Origin of the sequence: Microcystis sp. M061S2 (assembly GCF_020245605.1) — a bacterium.
Lineage (GTDB): Bacteria > Cyanobacteriota > Cyanobacteriia > Cyanobacteriales > Microcystaceae > Microcystis.
Genome location: NZ_JADBUP010000093.1, coordinates 1 through 17,338, shown reverse-complemented (window position 1 = coordinate 17,338; position 17,338 = coordinate 1). Strand labels below are relative to the sequence as shown.

Here is a 17,338-nt window from a genome sequence, read left to right as displayed (position 1 = left end):
TGCGGCGGGGGAAACCTCAAAAGTAATTACTGTTAATGTCCAAGGAGATACAACGGTAGAACTGAACGAAAACTTTACCGTCACCCTCTCCAATCCCACCAACGGCGCTACCATTACCACTGCTACTGCCACGGGAACCATCAATAATGATGACTTTATCGGTACTTCTGGTCCTGACACCCTTGTGGGTACTTCTGGAGCAGATGCCATGACTGGATTAGCCGGAAACGATACTTATACGGTAAATGATGCCGGCGATTTGGTCATTGAAGCTCTCAACCAGGGAACCGATATCGTGCAAGCTTCCCTTTCCTATACCCTTCCCGACAACGTGGAAAATCTCCTTCTCACCGGTACTGGTAATCTTAATGGCACGGGTAATGCCTTAAATAACCAGATTACAGGGAATAGTGGCAATAATACCCTCAATGGTGCTGCTGGAACCGATACTTTAACCGGTGGGACGGGGACAGACATCTTCATCTTCCAATTTAGTCAGTCCACCTCGGCAGCCCTAGACCGAGTTACGGATTTTGCTATTGGTACTGATAAGATTGACCTGCTTAGTCAATCTGGTGCGGCCATTAATGCCCCGGTCGCTTTTACCCGGGCAACAGATAGCACCACGACCAATATTAACACCATTGTTACTAACGTCTTTACCGATGCTAATGGGGCAACAGCTGGAAATCAAGCTCTCGGAATTAACAGTGCTGTTTTAGTGCGGGACATTAGTTCTTCTACTTACCTAATTATCAACGACGGTACGGCGGGTTTCCAAAGTGCTAATGATTTGGTGATTAATCTTACTGGGTTAACGGGTACTTTACCGGCGCTCGGCACTATTGCGGTCAATAGTTTCTTTGTCTAGATTGATGGGGTAATTCTCCCCTTTTAACAGTGTTTTTAGTATAGAATTAGGGCAGGCATTGCTAAAGAACCAGAGCGTGAAATTAATCGTCTTTGATGATGAAAGTGAGGTAATCGTGCAATAGAACTCTTGCAAATTAATTATATGTTATAGTGGTGGGTTAACTAATTTTACCCAAAAAAAGTTGATTAGTATGTTCGTTCTGAATAAAAACCTGAAGTTTTACTTTTAACTCAAAACTCTTTAGATATGCTTTAATTTGGTTATCAAAACCTCTTTATTTAAGCGGCACAAACTATCTCAATTATAAAAATTGAGAATAAATTCTCCTTGTAGATTAATGTTTGACAACTTTTAAGAAGTTGCTATACCTATACCTAACTCACAGTTATAAATAGCCGTCAACAAGTTAACTCTTAAACTATATCTTCGACGACGATTCCGATATTTACAGGATAATATTTTCAAGATTTTGAGTTTTCTATTTATAGGTTCAATGATAATCCTTTCTTTGGCTAAAGCCTTGTTATACTACTTTAATTTGCCATTTTTCGGTTTCTTTTTCGGTGTATAACTATTACTATGGTATGCAGCTATTCCCTGATAACCACTGTCTTCTATGCTGGGAGTTAAAGGATGAAAACGAACTCGACTTTTTTTAAATAAACTAAAATCATGACCGCTGCCGGCTCTCTTATTCTTTGTGTGATAAGTTTAACTTATATAGTAGCGATCGATCTTTGTGTCCTTTGTGTCTCTGTGGTTCGTTCCACTCGCTCGCCAGCAAGACTGTATCTTAGAATACATTTTACCCACCAAACCCAAGAGAGCCATAAATATAGCAAAAGTATAGATGATTTCCTGACCTAAGATCACATTTTATTCTTTTTTCGACTTCCATCTAAGTAATTAGTCACCGCAACAAGGAAGCCTTATTGACAAAGACAATCCTTGAAACCCTTATAAGTTAAGGAATTCTCCAAAAACAATACAAATGTTCGGCAAAGGGATATTCTCAACAAGCTAGGGAAAACTTAAGTTCTAGCGACTATTATTGACATAACATGATCGATAGTTCAAAGAAACTATTTTTTGCGTATCTCAAAAACCCTGTGTTTTCAGCACTTTTGAGCTTTATCATCCTCAATAAGCGATGCTTATTGAGGTGCCTAATTACCAATCTAAAAATCGAGAAAAAAGCAAAACCGTCTATCGTACCATAAAAAAATTATGCAAGAGGTCTATAAAACCGATGGCAGATAATTTCCACATTTTGACCAATTTTTACCCTCTTCAGGGATAAGATAGTGCTTGTGTTACCTAAAAACTGATCTATGAGCGGCTTTATTATAAAAATAATCTTGATATCGGCTTTGATTTCCCTGGGAATTAAATATCTTGGCCCTTTATTATCGATCACTCCCAGTCCTTTTAACACTTTAATTCTGGTTTTTACTCCTTTTCTGCTCACGGTTTTTGCCCTCTGGAGACGGACAATAACTGATTAGGAATCTTTCTCCTTTCTCCTTGCTTATCATGACTTTTGGCAGTAGCTTCGGTTTAGTCCTGTTAGTCTTTTGTCTGTTGATTCTCTGGCAAATTCGACAGATTCTCTTATTATTATTGATGGCGATTCTTCTAGCTCAGATTTTAAATTTGGCTGTGACTTGGTGGCAGCGTCATCACCTCAAACGTTCCCACGCCCTAATTATCACTCTTTTTAGCTTCTTTATTGGTATTATCGGTATTTTTGTGGGGATTATACCCGCTTTAGTTCAACAATTTCGCCAATTATTTAGTTTATTACCCCAAGCTATAGAAAGACTCTGGGGACAAGTGCATCGTCTTGAGGATTATCTCGATCCTAGTCTGGCCAGTGTCTTCCCGGACTTTAAAACGCTGCTCGCTCAATTACAACCCCTGATTAACCAAATTGCTGGCCGGGGTTTAAGCATTTTTTACGGTACTTTCGGCATTATCCTCAGCTTACTGCTAATTGTTGCCCTGAGCTTGATGATTCTCGCCGATCCTGCCGCTTACCACCGTTGTTTTCTGCGTTTATTTCCCGCTTTCTACCGTCCTCGGGTACGATCGATCCTAGAAGATTGCGATCGAGATTTAAAAGCTTGGCTAAAAGGGATTTTCTGTCATATGTTGATTATGACCTTGGGCAGTTGCCTAGGTCTATCCCTGATCGGCATTCCCCTCGCTTTTTCCCAATCTATTCTGGCAGGATTTCTCACCTTTATCCCCAACCTCGGGCCGGTTCTAAGCACGATTTTACCCTTTTCTATCGCCCTTCTGGAAGCTCCCTGGCAACCCTGGGCGGTTTTACTACTCTACAGCAGTATTTATCTGTTAATTCAATATTTCGACCATCATTCACCGCTGCCCATTTTAACAGTGCAGTCGCTCAAGCTCTTACCCGCTTTTACCCTGTTGGCCCAGTTGTTTTTTGCCTCGATTTTTGGCTTTTTAGGGCTATTTCTGGCGGTTCCCCTGGCGCTTATCGGTCGTATTTGGCTAAAGGAAGCTTTGATCAAGGATATTCTCGATCATTGGCGGATTGGGAATAAAAAATACTAGACTGGGGATCTAGGATTCGAACCTAGGAAATGGCGGGACCAAAACCCGCTGCCTTACCGCTTGGCTAATCCCCATTGGACAGACCTTTTTAATATTAGCATTTATCTCCCCGGTTTTGTCAAGAAGTTGATAAAAATTTTTTACTTCGGGATTGAGAGACGCTATAAACAAGGGAATAGAGGGATTAAGGAGAAAAATCTATGGATAATAGCGGACAAAACTGGTACATTGTCCAGGAAAATACCGGAATTTGTCAGATTATAGCCCTAGAAAACGGAAAAACCCCAGTCAATGGTCAATACTGGGGTCCTTTTGCCGAGCGGGGAGAAGCGATCGCCCGTCGGGTGGGTTTAATTCGAGCGGGCAAATGTCAACCTATTGTTTAGCGGTATTGGTGGGCGTTTTCTTGCCTTCAGTGATTTCTTTTTCCAAGATTTCAAAACCCTTCTTGAATTGAGGATCCTGGAAGGTTCCCACCTGATCCCGTTCCTGTTGAAGATTTTTGCGATCTTCCTCGCTCAGTTCCGACTCCACATCCGGATGAATACCATCTTTATTGATGTCCCGTCCGTCGGGGGTGAGATACTTGGCAATTGTCACCGCTAATCCGGAACCGTCACTAAGACTGCGTACCGATTGCACTAATCCCTTACCAAAGGTTTTCGTACCGACAATAACCGCCCGATCATGATCCTGTAAAGCTCCGGAGAGAATTTCACTGGCACTGGCGGAACCACCATCGACGAGGACGACTAGCGGTTTATTAGTCAAAGCTTGATTGTTGGCCCGTTGACGTTCCGTCACCCCTTTGCGGTCGACCGTAGAGACAATTAAACCATCAGGTATCCACATCCGAGCGATTTCGATGCTGGCGTAGAGTAAACCGCCGGGGTTAGAACGCAGATCGAGAATATAACCCTTCACCTCTTCAGCTTCCAATTCGCGAATCGCTTGACTCATATCGCCACTAGCTTGGGCGCTAAATTGATTAAGACGGATATAACCGACTTTACCAATCGGGGTGTTTTCCGTGTGGGCGCGCACCGGGTGAATTTCAATTTTGGCCCGGGTAAGAGTCAATTCTTTCTTCTCCTCACCCCGTTGAATCGTGATCTTAACGCTTGTCCCCACTTTGCCGCGGATCATGCTCACCGCTTGCTCCAATTCCATGCCTTCGGTAGATTTACCATCGATAGCGATAATCACATCTTTAGGCAGCACACCAGCTTTAGAAGCGGGAGTATCTTCAATGGGTGAAACCACGACTAACTGCTTAGTTTTCTCATCTTTGGTCAATTGAATCCCTACCCCAGTCAATTCTCCCGATGTATCGATCTTCATATTGTTAAACTCTTTGGGATCCATAAAACGGGTATAGGGATCATTGAGAGTTTTCAACATCTCGCGGATAGCGGTGTATGCTTCCTCTTGATTTTTGTAGGAACGATTTAAATACTGATTGCGGATGGCGTTCCAGTCCGATTGATTAAAAGTGCCATCTAAGTAAGTGCGGTTGATGATCTGCCAAACCTCATCAACGGTTTCCTTGGGACTTTCCTGAAAAAAAGCTTGACTTTGAGAGAGACGGAATCCCGCCCCCGTGACGGCGACGGTAGACAGGACCACTGCTGTAGCACCGAGAACAAGTCCGCGTTTGTTGATAACCATAGGTAATTTTCAGATAAATTAGGCTGTTCTTGCCGGAACGCTCTTTCTGGCTGACCGTCGAAATATCTTGGCAAAAAGGAGCGTTTAGGTTTCCTGGAGACAGACAAAAGAACGCCTGTAGACTACTACTGTTATAACATTTATTATCTCTTTCTTTGTCAAACTGATTACTTGGGTAGCGATCGAGTTGCCAGCAGCCCACCTCGCGACCTAAGATAACAGCAAAACTGTCCCGGATTTTCTCTATGAGCGATCAAATCCTTTCTTCCCTCTCCCTGGAACAAAAACGACAAAACCTGCGCCACCAAAGGCGCTCAAAGGTGTGGCAAGCCCTGGGCCGCTTTCTGGTGGTTAGTGGTTTAGCGACGGGATTAGCTTGGGGGATGACTTCGCCCTATTGGACAATTACCAAGGCCAGACAGGTGGAAATCGAAGGCACAGAATTAATGTCGCCCGAGTCGATTCGTGCTTGGCTGAAATTAAACTATCCCCTGTCTCTCTGGGAATTACCCACCCATCAATTGCGAGAAAAATTAGCGGCTATTCCCGCTATTGCCGACGTTAAGATCGAGCGGCAATTATTACCCCCGAAAGTGATTGTTTCTATTCAAGAAAGAAAACCTGTTGCCCGTTGGCGTTCTCATCAACAGCAAGGCTTTTTAGATGCCTCGGGAACGATAATTCCTCAAAACTATTATGGTCGAACTCTGCCCAAAAGCCAATTACCTAGCCTAGAAGTGCTTGGTTACGACCGACAATATCAACAACAGTGGCAAAAAATTTATCCCTTAATTGATAACTTATCGATTAAAGTTACCGCCATCGATTGGCGCAATCCTAGTAATCTTGTACTAAAAACTGAACTGGGACAGGTCTATTTAGGTTTTTATAAAGATAGATTGCCCGAAAAATTAACCGCTCTTGTACAATCACGGCCATTGTCATCCAAGATACCTCTAGCGCGAATTCTCTACATTGACCTGAGCAATCCCGATGCTCCCACTGTACAATTAAAACCGCAGCCAGCCCCTATGGTTGCCAAAGTAGCGGCAACCGGTCGGGATTAACTGGAATTTATCAGCAAAAAAACGCAATTATTCCCTTTAGGTATTGGCAAAAAAACCAAATTATGATTTTATGAACCAGAAACTGATACTGTAGATACTGGAACCGACATAATATTAGTGATAGTGTTAACAGTGCATCTCTGATTCACCAAATCAATAACAGAATCTTGTACTAAAAGTGTTCCAATTCCAATGACATCGATTAATGAAATTGTTTCCACCTATCCCAATCTGAACAGTAACGATTATGCCAGTTCAGCTATGAGCGAAGATAATCATTACTCTCAGAATAATGCTGGAGTATTATTTACTCGTCCCCATGAATCACAGATGACACCCCGAGAAGAAAGTCGTAGTAATCGCATCGTGCCGAGCAATGTCGCCAAGATCAAGGTGATCGGGGTCGGCGGTGGGGGCTGTAACGCCGTTAACCGCATGATCGCCAGCGGCGTGACCGGAATCGAATTTTGGGCAATTAACACCGACGCCCAGGCCCTGGCCCACTCCTCCGCCCCCCAAAGGTTACAAATCGGGACAAAATTAACCCGCGGCCTAGGGGCGGGCGGCAATCCGGCCATCGGACAGAAAGCGGCGGAAGAATCCCGGGATGAAATCGCCCAAGCATTGGAAGGAACCGATCTAGTCTTTATTACCGCCGGCATGGGCGGCGGCACGGGAACGGGGGCTGCTCCAATTGTGGCCGAAATTGCCAAAGAAATCGGCTGTTTGACCGTGGGAGTTGTGACTCGTCCCTTTACCTTCGAGGGTCGTCGTCGCACTAATCAGGCCGATGAAGGGGTGGGTGGTTTACAAAGTCGGGTCGATACCCTGATTATTATCCCCAATAACCAGTTATTACAGGTAATACCCGCCGAAACTCCCCTACAGGAGGCTTTTCGCGTCGCTGATGATGTGCTGCGGCAAGGGGTACAGGGGATCTCGGATATTATCACTATCCCCGGTCTGGTGAATGTGGATTTCGCTGATGTGCGGGCAGTGATGGCCGATGCGGGTTCAGCCCTAATGGGCATCGGCATCGGTTCTGGAAAATCTCGGGCTAAGGAAGGAGCGATCGCTGCTATTTCCTCGCCGTTACTGGAATCCTCGATCGAAGGTGCGAAAGGCGTAGTCTTTAACATCACCGGCGGTCAAGATCTAACCCTACACGAAGTCAATGCCGCCGCCGAAATTATCTATGAAGTGGTGGATCCCAACGCTAATATCATCTTCGGGGCAGTAATTGACGAGAAAATGCAGGGAGAAGTCAGAATTACCGTCATTGCCACCGGTTTTTCCGGCGATTCCCCCTCTCGTCCCACCGGTAGCAAGGTGGTGATCAATGCCCCCGCACCCAGTCCGGCCCCGACTCCCGAACCACCAAAACCGGCGGGATTAGATATCCCCGAATTCTTGCAACGTCGTCGTCCTTTTGATCGCTAACCTCCTATGACTGCCATTGCCCTCACCATCGCCGGTTCCGATAGTGGTGGCGGCGCGGGAATTCAAGCGGATTTGAAAACCTTCGCCTTCCACCGAGTTCACGGCACCAGCGCCCTTACCTGCATTACCGCCCAAAATACCCTGGGGGTCGAGCGCGTCGAGTCCTTAAGTCCAGAAATGGTAACAGCCCAAATCGATGCCGTGGTCGGGGATCTGGGTGTGCAAGCGGTCAAGACAGGAATGCTGTTCAGCAGCGAGATTATCGAAGCAGTGGCCGAGGCGATCGAGCGCTGGCGTTTGACCAGTTTAGTGGTGGATCCGGTTATGGTTTCGCGGGTAGGAGCCAAATTAATTGATGATCGAGCTTTAGATAGTCTTTTTAATAGTTTAATTCCTCTGGCTTCGATTATTACCCCTAATCGTTACGAAGCGCAGCTTTTAAGTGGCATCGAGATCAATGATTTTGAGGCGATGAAAGCGGCCGCCGCAATTATTTTCCAGAAGTCGGCCACACCAGTATTAGTCAAAGGTGGCGGCATGAAAGGCCAGCTGCGTGGGGTTGATATCTACTTTGATGGGCAGGAATGGGAAACTTTTAAGACCAGAAGCGTCGAAACCAATAATACTCACGGGACTGGTTGTACCCTATCGGCAGCGATCGCTGCTAACCTCGCTTTGGGTGATGACCTAAAAATAGCGGTGAAAAAAGCCAAGGAGTACGTTACTAACGCCCTTGAGCATTCCCTCGCCATCGGTCAAGGAACCGGTCCTGTGGGCCATTTTTACCGCTTAAAAGCCCTAAATTAGTCGATTCATGACCACTACGCCGCGTATTTCCCCCCAAAGACCCCAGGGTTTCACCAGTCGCCCCTCGGTTCCCCTCTCGGTCTATCGAGAATTGGTCAAAGAATTACAGGCCACCCAGGTACGGGTGGAATTTCTAGAAACACAAAACCAGCAACTTGTCAAGAGTAATCGGCAATTACGTCAGGAAATCGAGACAGTAGTTGCTCAGGGAAGAAGATTAGAAAAAGTGGTAGAGAGTTTTGAGAGGAATCCCATCGAGGAACCCTCCTTCTTGGTCCGGGTTCGTCCCCGTCTGGTTACACCTCCCTCTCCTTCGCTGCGGGTTAAGGAAGAAGTCTTAGTCACCCCTCCTATCACCGTTACTGCTTCAAAACAGCCATTTTCTAAAAATAGTTGGTTACTGGTCGGGTTAATTATTATCATGGTTCTTACCTCTGGTTTAGGGGCTTTTTGGCTTATTTCTGCCTCTAGAAACGCGGGTTCGACCGACTGATTTACGGGTGATCTCACATTTGCAGAAATACCGACAATCAGCAATTATTAGTAACTCTTAAATTATTACGGATATATCAGCAGCTGGCTGTAAGCATCCCACCGAAAAGCTAATGCGCTCCGGGGTTTTGGTAGGGCTGATTCATTCTCCGAATCTAATTCTTTTTTTGCTACCTTTAATCGCTTATGAGGTAAGCAAAGCACGACGTTTACTATCAGTTCCCATCTGTTGCCCCTAGGCTTTCTGCTCCTGTTTAGATTTATGTAGGGGATCCATGTAAATCTCTAAGCGCTTAAATACCACGGAGGAAAGGGTAGTTAAAACCAAATAAACCAAAGCAACGGCGATATAAATCTCGAAAGCTTTATAGGTAGTGGCTACCATTAACTGACCTTGCCGGAATAATTCTTCAAAACCGATTACTGCCGCTAAACTGGTATCTTTAATGAGGGTGATAAATTCATTCCCCAACGGTGGCAACATCCGGCGAAAAGCTTGGGGAAAAATCACCTCGCGCATGGTTTGCACCGGCGACATTCCTAAACTAGAACAAGCTTCCCATTGACCATTATCGATCGATTGAATACCGCCGCGCATAATTTCAGCTAAATAGGCTGCTACATTTAAACTTAGGGCAAATAGGGCCGCAGGTAAACGATCTAAGTCGATATTTAAGCCAATTTCTCGGAACAACCCGGGCAAACCAAAATAGATCAAGAATAATTGCACCAGCATCGGTGTTCCCCGAAAGAAATCCACATAGATGCGGCAAATTGTTTTTAACCATTTGTAGGGAGAAATCAGGGCAATGGCCACTAAAGTTCCGCCGATTAACCCGAAAAGAAAAGACAGAACTGTTAACAGAATTGTCCAGGGAACCCCTTTCACAATCAGGTTATAGAATAATTCTCCCCAGTTAAAACTTGATTCCTGTAAATTATTTAAAGCTGGGGCAACTAAGGGTAATTCTGGCGGTTTTTCTCCAAACCACTGCCGAAAAATAGCATCGTACTGACCACTTTCTATGACTCGACCGAGAGCATCATTAATTAACTGGAGATAGGGGGAATTTTTGGGTAAAGCAATCCCGTAGAATTCCTCCGTTAATAATTCTCCGACTACTTTTACTCTCCTTAAACCCGCTTGTTTAATTGCATACAAAGTCACGGGTTTATCGTTAACTACCGCCTCAACTCGACCATTAATTAATTCCTGCAAAGCTAAAGCCGCCGAGTCAAATTGACTAACCACTGCTCCAGGTATTTTTGTCGCTTCTAAGGCTCCCGTAGTGCCAATTTGGACGGCAATTCTTTTGCCTTTTAAGTCTTCAAAATTTTTAATCGTTTTATTATCTTCCCGAACAGCGATCGCTAAACCAGCCCTAAAATAAGGTCGAGAAAAAGAAATCGCTTGGGCGCGTTCGGCGGTGATGGTCATACCACTAATAGCGGCTTCCACTGTTCTCGCTTGTAGAGCCGGAATAATGCCATCAAAGGGTAAATTTCTAAAGTCAATGTTGAGATCGGCTTCCTTGCCAATCGCCCGCATTAAATCGATATCAAACCCGGTTAATTGTCCCCCTTGTTGAAATTCAAAGGGCGGAAAAGTCGCTTCTGTGGCGACTCGAAAAGGATTAGGAGGGGTCTGAGAAAAAGCCGGAATAACACTTAATCCGAGCGCCAAGACTAATCCTAACAAGGCAAAGATGACTCTCTGCACCGCCCGCCCTCGCCAAAATTTAATCATTTTTTAATTGTTTCTCCTTGATTTTTTCGCTCAACTAAGTTAGTAATTTCGTCCTACTTTCCACCCAAGACAGATGTAGAGAGACTATTTGAGTATTATGATTATTCCTCTTGATAAAATGTCGTCAAGGATACAATCTGGCAGAAACTAATCTCGATACCTTTGTACAGACAGAATGTAAAATTTTTTACGAGAGGATATCATGACCACTACCACCCCTGTGATTGTCAGTGAAGGTTTACGCAAAAGTTACGGCTCTTTAGAGGTACTTAAAGGAGTTACAGGCACTCTTTATCAAGGGGATGTGGTATCGGTAATCGGTCCCTCTGGCTGCGGCAAAAGTACCTTTTTACGCTGTCTCAATCGTTTGGAAACAATTAACGGCGGCCGCTTGGAGGTGATGGGAATTGACATCTCTTCCCCGAAGTTAAATCAATCGGTCCTCCGCAACTTACGCAGCCGGGTAAGTATGGTGTTTCAACACTTTAATCTTTTTCCCCATCTCACCGTTTTACAAAACTTGGTGTTAGCCCCCAAGCAAGTGTTACACCACTCGGAAAATGAGGCTAAAGAGACCGCAATTCATTATCTGGAAAAGGTGGGATTGGCCCCAAAAGCCGATGTTTATCCCGACCAATTATCGGGAGGACAAAAACAACGGGTGGCGATCGCTCGCAGTCTCTGCATGAAACCAGAGGTGATTTTATTTGATGAACCCACTTCAGCCCTGGATCCAGAATTAGTCGGGGAAGTGTTAAACGTTATGCGTCAATTGGCCGATGAGGGGATGACTATGGTAGTCGTCACCCACGAAATGCAGTTCGCTAAGGAGGTCTCTAACAAGGTTTTGTTCTTCAATCAAGGTGTCATCGAAGAAGCAGGCGATCCCGACACCTTCTTTAATCATCCCCACAGCGAGCGCCTACAAGCCTTTTTAAGTCGTATCAATAGTAATTAGGGTTTGCTCAATTCAGGAGACAGGAGACAGGAGACAGGTTTTAGGTGTTGGGGGTTGGGGTTTTGGGGTTTTAGTTCAATTTCCTCACTTCCCCACCTCCCCAATTCATAATTCATAATTCATAATTCCCCCTCCCCATCACCCCCATCACCCCACTTCCCCAACAATTGTAAAGAAATGTTACAATTATGCTGTTATAACAGCTTACCATCTTGACAGGAGGGAAAGACAGTGGTTATAGTAAGGACACATACCCGGGTAAACCAATTTAGTGATATGCAAGACAAGCAAAAAGTCACACTGTACCTTCCCCCTGGAGTCCATCGTCAACTAAAAATAAGGGCTGCGATCGATGAAGAATCGATGTCAGGGCTGGTGGAAAAAGCGATCGCTTTCTACCTAAAATACCCCGAAAAGGTAGAAGAAATCGAAGCCACCGCCTATGGCAAAACCTATCAGGTTCATGTATGTCCCGAGTGTGATGCCGCCTTAGTAATGAAAGAAGATCGGCTAAGGTCGATCAAACGCCAGCCCGGAATAGTCGGCGACGAGTTCCCGCTCGAAGTTCCCGAACCCGTCGGCGCCCAAGCAACCGCAGAGGGAGAAGCAGCCTTAGTTCCCTGCTAAACTCTCAGTAGCCGAACAAGGCATCTACAGCCATCAGCCGCCCAAGGTCTAAACCGTTACCACAAATAGGGTCGATGTTATGAAAGAAGAGCTAGAAATTCTCGTCAAGGCTCAGTATCCCCTGATTTACCTCGTCACCTCCGAGGAGGAAAGGGCGGAAGAAGCCATCAGCAAAATAGCCCAACTAAATACACAACATCGACGGGTGTTTGTCTGGACTGTCACCCACGGCATGATCGAACTGGGTCAACCGCGCCAAACCAGTCAACATAATACCGTGTCGCCGGAAGCGGCGATCGAATGGGTAGTGCGTCAACGGGAAGCGGGCATCTACATCTTCAAAGACCTGCATCCGTTCATCACTTCCGCTCCGGTCAATCGCTGGTTAAGAGATGCGATCGCCAGCTTTAAAGGAACCGAAAAAATCATTATTTTAATGTCTCCCCTGCAAGAAGTCCCCATAGAACTAGAGAAAGACGTAGTAGTTCTAGATTTTCCCCTGCCGGACATGGGAGAGTTAGATACGGTACTCTCGCAACACCTAGGCAAAAATCAAAATCGTCGTACCACCACGGAAGTCCGGGAAAAACTCCTGAAAGCGGCCTTAGGCTTAACCAAAGATGAAGCCGAAAAAGTTTACCGCAAAGCCCATGTAAAAGCAAACAAATTGACGGAAGACGAGGTAGAAATCGTCCTTTCCGAGAAAAAACAACTGATTCGCCGCAACGGAATTTTAGAATACGTTGAAGAGGACGAGACCATCAATGCCGTCGGCGGTCTGGAAGAATTAAAAAAATGGTTAAAACAGCGCTCAAACGCCTTTACAGAAAGAGCCAGAGGTTACGGACTCCCCCAACCGAAAGGGATGCTAATTTTAGGAGTACCGGGCTGTGGTAAGTCCTTAATCGCTAAAACCACCTCGCGCCTCTGGAGTTTACCGCTCCTGCGCTTAGATATGGGAAGGGTTTACGATGGTTCCATGGTGGGACGGTCTGAGGCTAACCTGCGTAATGCCTTAAAAACTGCCGAATCCATCTCTCCGGCCATTCTTTTCATCGATGAATTAGATAAAGCTTTTGCTGGTGGCACGGGATCCGCCGATTCCGATGGGGGAACCTCTAGCCGCATCTTCGGCTCCTTCCTGACTTGGATGCAGGAAAAAACCTCGCCCGTCTTCGTTATGGCCACAGCTAACCGGATTGAACGGCTACCGGGGGAATTTCTCCGTAAGGGGCGCTTCGATGAAATCTTCTTTGTCGATTTGCCCAATTCCGAAGAAAGACAAGATATCTTTAATATTCACCTGACTAAACGACGCTCCGACATTTCTCGCTTCGATTTGGAGCAGTTAGCCAAGGTATCCGATGGGTTTTCCGGTGCGGAAATAGAACAGGCGCTGATTGCCGCCATGTATGAGGCCTTCGCCCAAGATCGCGAATTCACGCAATTGGACATTATTGCGGCGATTAAGGCGACTCTGCCCCTATCTCGCACCATGACCGAACAGGTGACGGCCCTGCGTGATTGGGCCAGACAACGCGCCCGACCTGCTTCGGCCTCCGTCGCTGAGTACCAGCGATTGGAGTTCTAACAGACTTTCGCCCGCTCCCAACGGGATGAAAGGCTAGTTCTCAGGGACTAGCAATGCCTCGCAAAGCCGCTTGGCGGCACTCTTTAACTCTCAATCTGTTGTTGTTGATTCTTATCTACAAAGAGGAAATTCCAATGTCTCATTTTAGCACTCTCCGGACCAAAATCACCGATGCCGAAATCCTCAAAGCTTCTCTCCGCGACCTCGGTATTAGCGTAAAAACCGAAGCTGATGTTCGTGGTTACAACGGTCAACGGGTTCGCTCCGACATCGTTGCTGTTCTCGATGGCGAATATGATCTCGGTTGGTCCCGCAATACCGACGGCAGTTTCGATTTAATCGCTGACCTCTGGGGTGTGGCCAAAAAACACAATCAAACCGAATTGATCAACTCGATCAACCAAAAATACGCTGTGAACAAAACCCTATCCGAAGTGAAACAGCGCGGTCTGCAAAACGCTAACGTTAAGCTAGTCGTTCAAAGCTAAGATTTACAGCGCGTTCCCAAGCCTAGGGGTTGACCAGTTCGGTTAACCCTTTTTTCTGTCTGTGGGGTATGTTAAGAATAGTAAAATTAACTTGACAAAAATGCTCCGACCCGAAGAAAGAACTAAACTCGATCCGACCAAAGACAGCGATTTTTATGCTTTTCCCCGCTTCGTCACCCACGTGGATGAGGGTTTTATCGATCGATTAACCGCTCTCTACCGAGAGATATTATCGCCGAATACGCGCATTTTAGACCTGATGAGCAGCTGGGTGTCCCATTTACCGGAGGAGATGGAATTTGAGCATATCGAAGGTCACGGGATGAATGGGGAGGAGTTAGCCAAAAATCCCCGCTTGCATAGTTATTTTGTCCAGGACCTGAATGCACAGCCAAAATTGCCCCTAGGGGATAGTTCTTTTGATGCGGTGTTAATCACGGTGTCGGTGCAGTATTTGCAGTATCCAGAGGCGATTTTTGCGGAACTGTATCGTATTTTAAAGCCTAATGGTCTGGTGGTGGTCAGTTTTTCCAATCGGATGTTTTACCAAAAAGCGATCGCTGCTTGGCGCGATAATAGCGATTTAGGCCGGGTAGCGTTAGTGAAATCCTATTTTAAATCGGTGGCAGGATTTAGGGAAGTACAGGCGATCGTTCGTCCTGCTACTACCCCCAGTTTCCTACAAATGTTAGGAATTATGGTTGCTGATCCCTTCTATGCAGTGATAGGAAAAAAAGAATCCTCTCTAGGATTATAGTCATCGTTAAGTAGGTTGACTATCTAAATTGCTCGTTAAGACTGTCTATGGGAAGGGAGCCTGGAGAGAGGAATTCTAAGCATTTGTAGTAATATTTCTAATATGCAGTTTAGATGCAGTACAGCTTAGAACCTTGCCAGGAGACAAATGGGAGAGGAGAAGCAATTTCATCCCCAAATAGTTGTGCTAGAATGGCGAAAAATTCCCCCGATTGATAATTATGTTAGCCGAATTAGCCGCCGCCGAAATCGCTAAAATCGCCTTTGAAGCTGTTATCGGTAAATTAACGGAAGGAGCAATGGATAAAGGTGTAGAATTGTGGCAAAAAATTAAGCAAAAGTTACAAAAGGAACCCACCGCAGCCAAGGTTTTAGCGGCAGCCGAACAAACTAAATCCGAGGCGATGATTGAACAGCAAGTGGTTCCTTTTTTACAGGTAGAAATGCTCAAAGACCCCAATTTTGCCCAAGAAATCCAAATCCTAGCACAACAAATTATGACAATTAATCAGAATCAAACAGAAACGAAAACTCAAATTGGTATGCAAATTAACAAAGATATTAAACAACAATTAAACATTCAAGAAGTTAAGGGTAATTTAAATCTAGGAATCCCTCCTGAATGACTGGCGGCTCTGCACGCAAAAGCAGACGCAATAGAAAATAATCGCAGTAGTCAAAGGAGTATTTTCAAGGGAGGAAATGCTCGAAAAAGTCTCGTCTATTGGCAGGGAAGAGAGGAGGAAATCACCCAAATTAAGCAGTGGTTTAATGATCAAAATGTTGCGATGATTGGCATCAAAGGAGTTGGAGGAATTGGAAAATCTACCCTAGCCAGTAAAATTTTTGAGGAGGAAATTCCCCTCGATCCTTCCCTAGGGGATGATGAAGATTTATTCCCAAAACGCTTTTGGTGGGAAGCGGGAAATCTGGGCGGATTTAGTGGTTTAGCTCGCCAAATCCTGACGGACTTTGGTTATCCTGTCCCCGAAAAAGAAATAGATTTACAGGAAGCTTTAATCAGACAATTGCAACGCCATCGCCACCTAATTATTATCGATAATCTAGAGAGTTTATTAGGGGAAGATGGTTCTTGGAATAATGAATTTTATCAGCAGTTTTTCACTGCTTGGATAGAAAAAGGTGACACCAGCAAAATTATAGTCACCACCAGAGAAAAGCCAAAAACTAGGGGTTTTAACCATTGGATTGAGCTAAAAGGTTTGAAACCTCCTGAAGGGGCGCAATTGTTAGCGGAATCGCAAATAACAGGGGATCTAGAGAACTTTTCTCGACGGGTGGATGGTCATCCATTACTCCTGCGATTGGTGGCGGATTTAATCTTAGCAGAATTTCCGCAAAACCCCAGTTTAGAAAGGTTAGCGGATTTAGGATTAGGAAATTTATCGCAACTTTTGAGCGATCCGCAGGTGGTGGGGAGTCATCGTCAAGAGACAGTGGGAATTGCTTTAGTTTTAGATGCTAGTTTTCAGCGACTTAGCCAAAGACAGCAGGAATTATTCACTAAAACCAGCATTTATCGCCGAGAATTTGATTCTCCGGCAGCCAAAGCGGTGATGGATAATTACCCAGAGATCGCACTATCCGAGATCACGGCAGATTTGCGAGAATTACAGCGACGATCATTATTAGAAGAAAAAGAGGAAAATCGCCAGCGAATTTTTAGTTTTCAGCCTTTAGTTTGGGAATATGCACAATACAAAGCCGGCGATCAAAGGGAATTACACCAAAAAGCGATCGCCTATTATCTTTCTATTGCTCAACCCGACTCTTGGGAAATCCTCAACGATGTGCAACCTTACCTAGAAATTTTCTATCATCGCTATCAGTTAACCGAGTACGACAATGCTTTTGATATTCTCCGTACTATCGAGGATTTTCTCACCCGACGGGGGTATTATCAAACCCTAGCGGATTATTACCTTGAATTAGTCACTGTTTACCAACAACAGGAGGAGCAAACCAACTGGAATTATGCCGCATCCCTCACCAGTTTAGGCAATGTTTACAATTCCCTAGGAGAATACCAAAAAGCGATCGAGTTTCATCAACAGTCCTTAGCAATCACACGCGAAATCGGTGATCGGGGGGGTGAAGCGAATTCCTACGATAATTTAGGCATTGTTTACGGTTTACTAGGAGAATACCAAAAAGCGATCGAGTTTCATCAACAGTCCTTAGCAATCAAACGGGAAATCGGTGATCGGGGGGGTGAAGCG

Annotated in this window: 17 protein-coding genes, 1 tRNA gene and 1 pseudogene; 14 read left to right on the top strand and 5 right to left on the bottom strand. The window is 45.2% G+C overall.

The genetic code is table 11. The features are described 5' to 3' along the window. Positions 1-871: bluetail domain-containing putative surface protein (locus IM475_RS16340; RefSeq protein WP_287728280.1), on the top strand; the 871-nt coding region annotated here is incomplete at its 5' end. Positions 872-1,225: 354 nt separating this feature from the next. On the opposite strand, the pseudogene IM475_RS16335 reads toward IM475_RS16340, so the two are convergent. Next, positions 1,226-1,558: pseudogene (locus IM475_RS16335) on the bottom strand (transposase family protein); the annotation flags it as partial. Between the two features lie 541 nt (positions 1,559-2,099). Further along, positions 2,100-2,342, bottom strand: a complete 243-nt coding sequence (locus tag IM475_RS16330) for a hypothetical protein (protein WP_287728278.1) — start codon at positions 2,340-2,342, stop codon at positions 2,100-2,102. Between the two features lie 65 nt (positions 2,343-2,407). Here IM475_RS16330 and IM475_RS16325 point away from each other — a divergent pair, with 65 nt between their 5' ends. Continuing rightward, positions 2,408-3,457, top strand: coding sequence for an AI-2E family transporter (locus IM475_RS16325; protein WP_287660205.1), 1,050 nt, complete (start codon positions 2,408-2,410; stop codon positions 3,455-3,457). 1 nt (position 3,458) lies between these two features. Here IM475_RS16325 and IM475_RS16320 read toward each other — a convergent pair. Next, a tRNA-Gln gene (locus IM475_RS16320) sits at positions 3,459-3,531 on the bottom strand. A gap of 126 nt (positions 3,532-3,657) precedes the next feature. Here IM475_RS16320 and IM475_RS16315 point away from each other — a divergent pair. Next, on the top strand, positions 3,658-3,843 hold the full coding sequence (locus IM475_RS16315) for a hypothetical protein (protein ID WP_194015333.1): 186 nt from the start codon (positions 3,658-3,660) through the stop codon (positions 3,841-3,843). On the opposite strand, the gene ctpC is transcribed toward IM475_RS16315, so the two are convergent. After that, a complete protein-coding gene (gene ctpC / locus IM475_RS16310; protein ID WP_287728277.1) occupies positions 3,833-5,125 on the bottom strand; it encodes a carboxyl-terminal processing protease CtpC in 1,293 nt (430 codons plus the stop codon). The genes IM475_RS16315 and ctpC overlap by 11 nt on opposite strands. A gap of 245 nt (positions 5,126-5,370) precedes the next feature. Here ctpC and IM475_RS16305 point away from each other — a divergent pair, with 245 nt between their 5' ends. The 4 genes from IM475_RS16305 to IM475_RS16290 all read left to right on the top strand — a co-directional run bounded on the left by IM475_RS16305 (position 5,371) and on the right by IM475_RS16290 (position 8,932). Continuing rightward, positions 5,371-6,192 (top strand): cell division protein FtsQ/DivIB, encoded by an 822-nt coding sequence (locus IM475_RS16305; RefSeq protein WP_287728275.1) that lies wholly within the window; start codon positions 5,371-5,373, stop codon positions 6,190-6,192. A 192-nt stretch (positions 6,193-6,384) separates the two neighbouring features. Next, positions 6,385-7,632: a cell division protein FtsZ gene (ftsZ, locus tag IM475_RS16300; RefSeq protein ID WP_287169099.1), complete on the top strand. Its 1,248-nt coding sequence runs from the start codon at positions 6,385-6,387 to the stop codon at positions 7,630-7,632. A 6-nt stretch (positions 7,633-7,638) separates the two neighbouring features. Beyond that, positions 7,639-8,439 carry a bifunctional hydroxymethylpyrimidine kinase/phosphomethylpyrimidine kinase gene (thiD, locus tag IM475_RS16295; RefSeq protein WP_287728272.1) on the top strand — a complete coding sequence of 267 codons (801 nt, stop codon included), beginning with the start codon at positions 7,639-7,641 and terminating at the stop codon, positions 8,437-8,439. 7 nt (positions 8,440-8,446) lie between these two features. After that, complete coding sequence (locus IM475_RS16290) at positions 8,447-8,932, top strand: hypothetical protein (RefSeq protein ID WP_287660211.1); 486 nt, start codon at positions 8,447-8,449, stop codon at positions 8,930-8,932. Positions 8,933-9,166: 234 nt separating this feature from the next. Here the strand turns inward: IM475_RS16290 and IM475_RS16285 are convergent, their stop codons facing one another. Beyond that, complete coding sequence (locus IM475_RS16285) at positions 9,167-10,678, bottom strand: ABC transporter permease subunit (protein WP_287660212.1); 1,512 nt, start codon at positions 10,676-10,678, stop codon at positions 9,167-9,169. A gap of 202 nt (positions 10,679-10,880) precedes the next feature. On the opposite strand from IM475_RS16285, the gene IM475_RS16280 reads away from it, so the two are divergent. The 7 genes from IM475_RS16280 to IM475_RS16250 all read left to right on the top strand — a co-directional run. Beyond that, positions 10,881-11,636, top strand: coding sequence for an amino acid ABC transporter ATP-binding protein (locus IM475_RS16280; protein ID WP_002756916.1), 756 nt, complete (start codon positions 10,881-10,883; stop codon positions 11,634-11,636). 276 nt (positions 11,637-11,912) lie between these two features. Continuing rightward, positions 11,913-12,263, top strand: coding sequence for a slr0373 family blue light stress response protein (locus tag IM475_RS16275; RefSeq protein ID WP_287660214.1), 351 nt, complete (start codon positions 11,913-11,915; stop codon positions 12,261-12,263). A 79-nt stretch (positions 12,264-12,342) separates the two neighbouring features. Continuing rightward, positions 12,343-13,854 carry a stress-responsive protein Ycf46 gene (gene ycf46 / locus IM475_RS16270; RefSeq protein ID WP_287660215.1) on the top strand — a complete coding sequence of 504 codons (1,512 nt, stop codon included), beginning with the start codon at positions 12,343-12,345 and terminating at the stop codon, positions 13,852-13,854. Positions 13,855-13,988: 134 nt separating this feature from the next. Next, entirely contained in the window at positions 13,989-14,342 is a 354-nt protein-coding gene (locus tag IM475_RS16265; protein WP_002731874.1) for a DUF1257 domain-containing protein, read from the top strand. Positions 14,343-14,442: 100 nt separating this feature from the next. Then, positions 14,443-15,099 (top strand): class I SAM-dependent methyltransferase, encoded by a 657-nt coding sequence (locus IM475_RS16260; RefSeq protein WP_002756909.1) that lies wholly within the window; start codon positions 14,443-14,445, stop codon positions 15,097-15,099. 220 nt (positions 15,100-15,319) lie between these two features. Beyond that, positions 15,320-15,724, top strand: a complete 405-nt coding sequence (locus IM475_RS16255; protein ID WP_287728269.1) for a hypothetical protein — start codon at positions 15,320-15,322, stop codon at positions 15,722-15,724. Next, a partial coding sequence (locus IM475_RS16250; protein ID WP_353737457.1) for a tetratricopeptide repeat protein occupies positions 15,725-17,338 on the top strand: 1,614 nt, incomplete at its 3' end.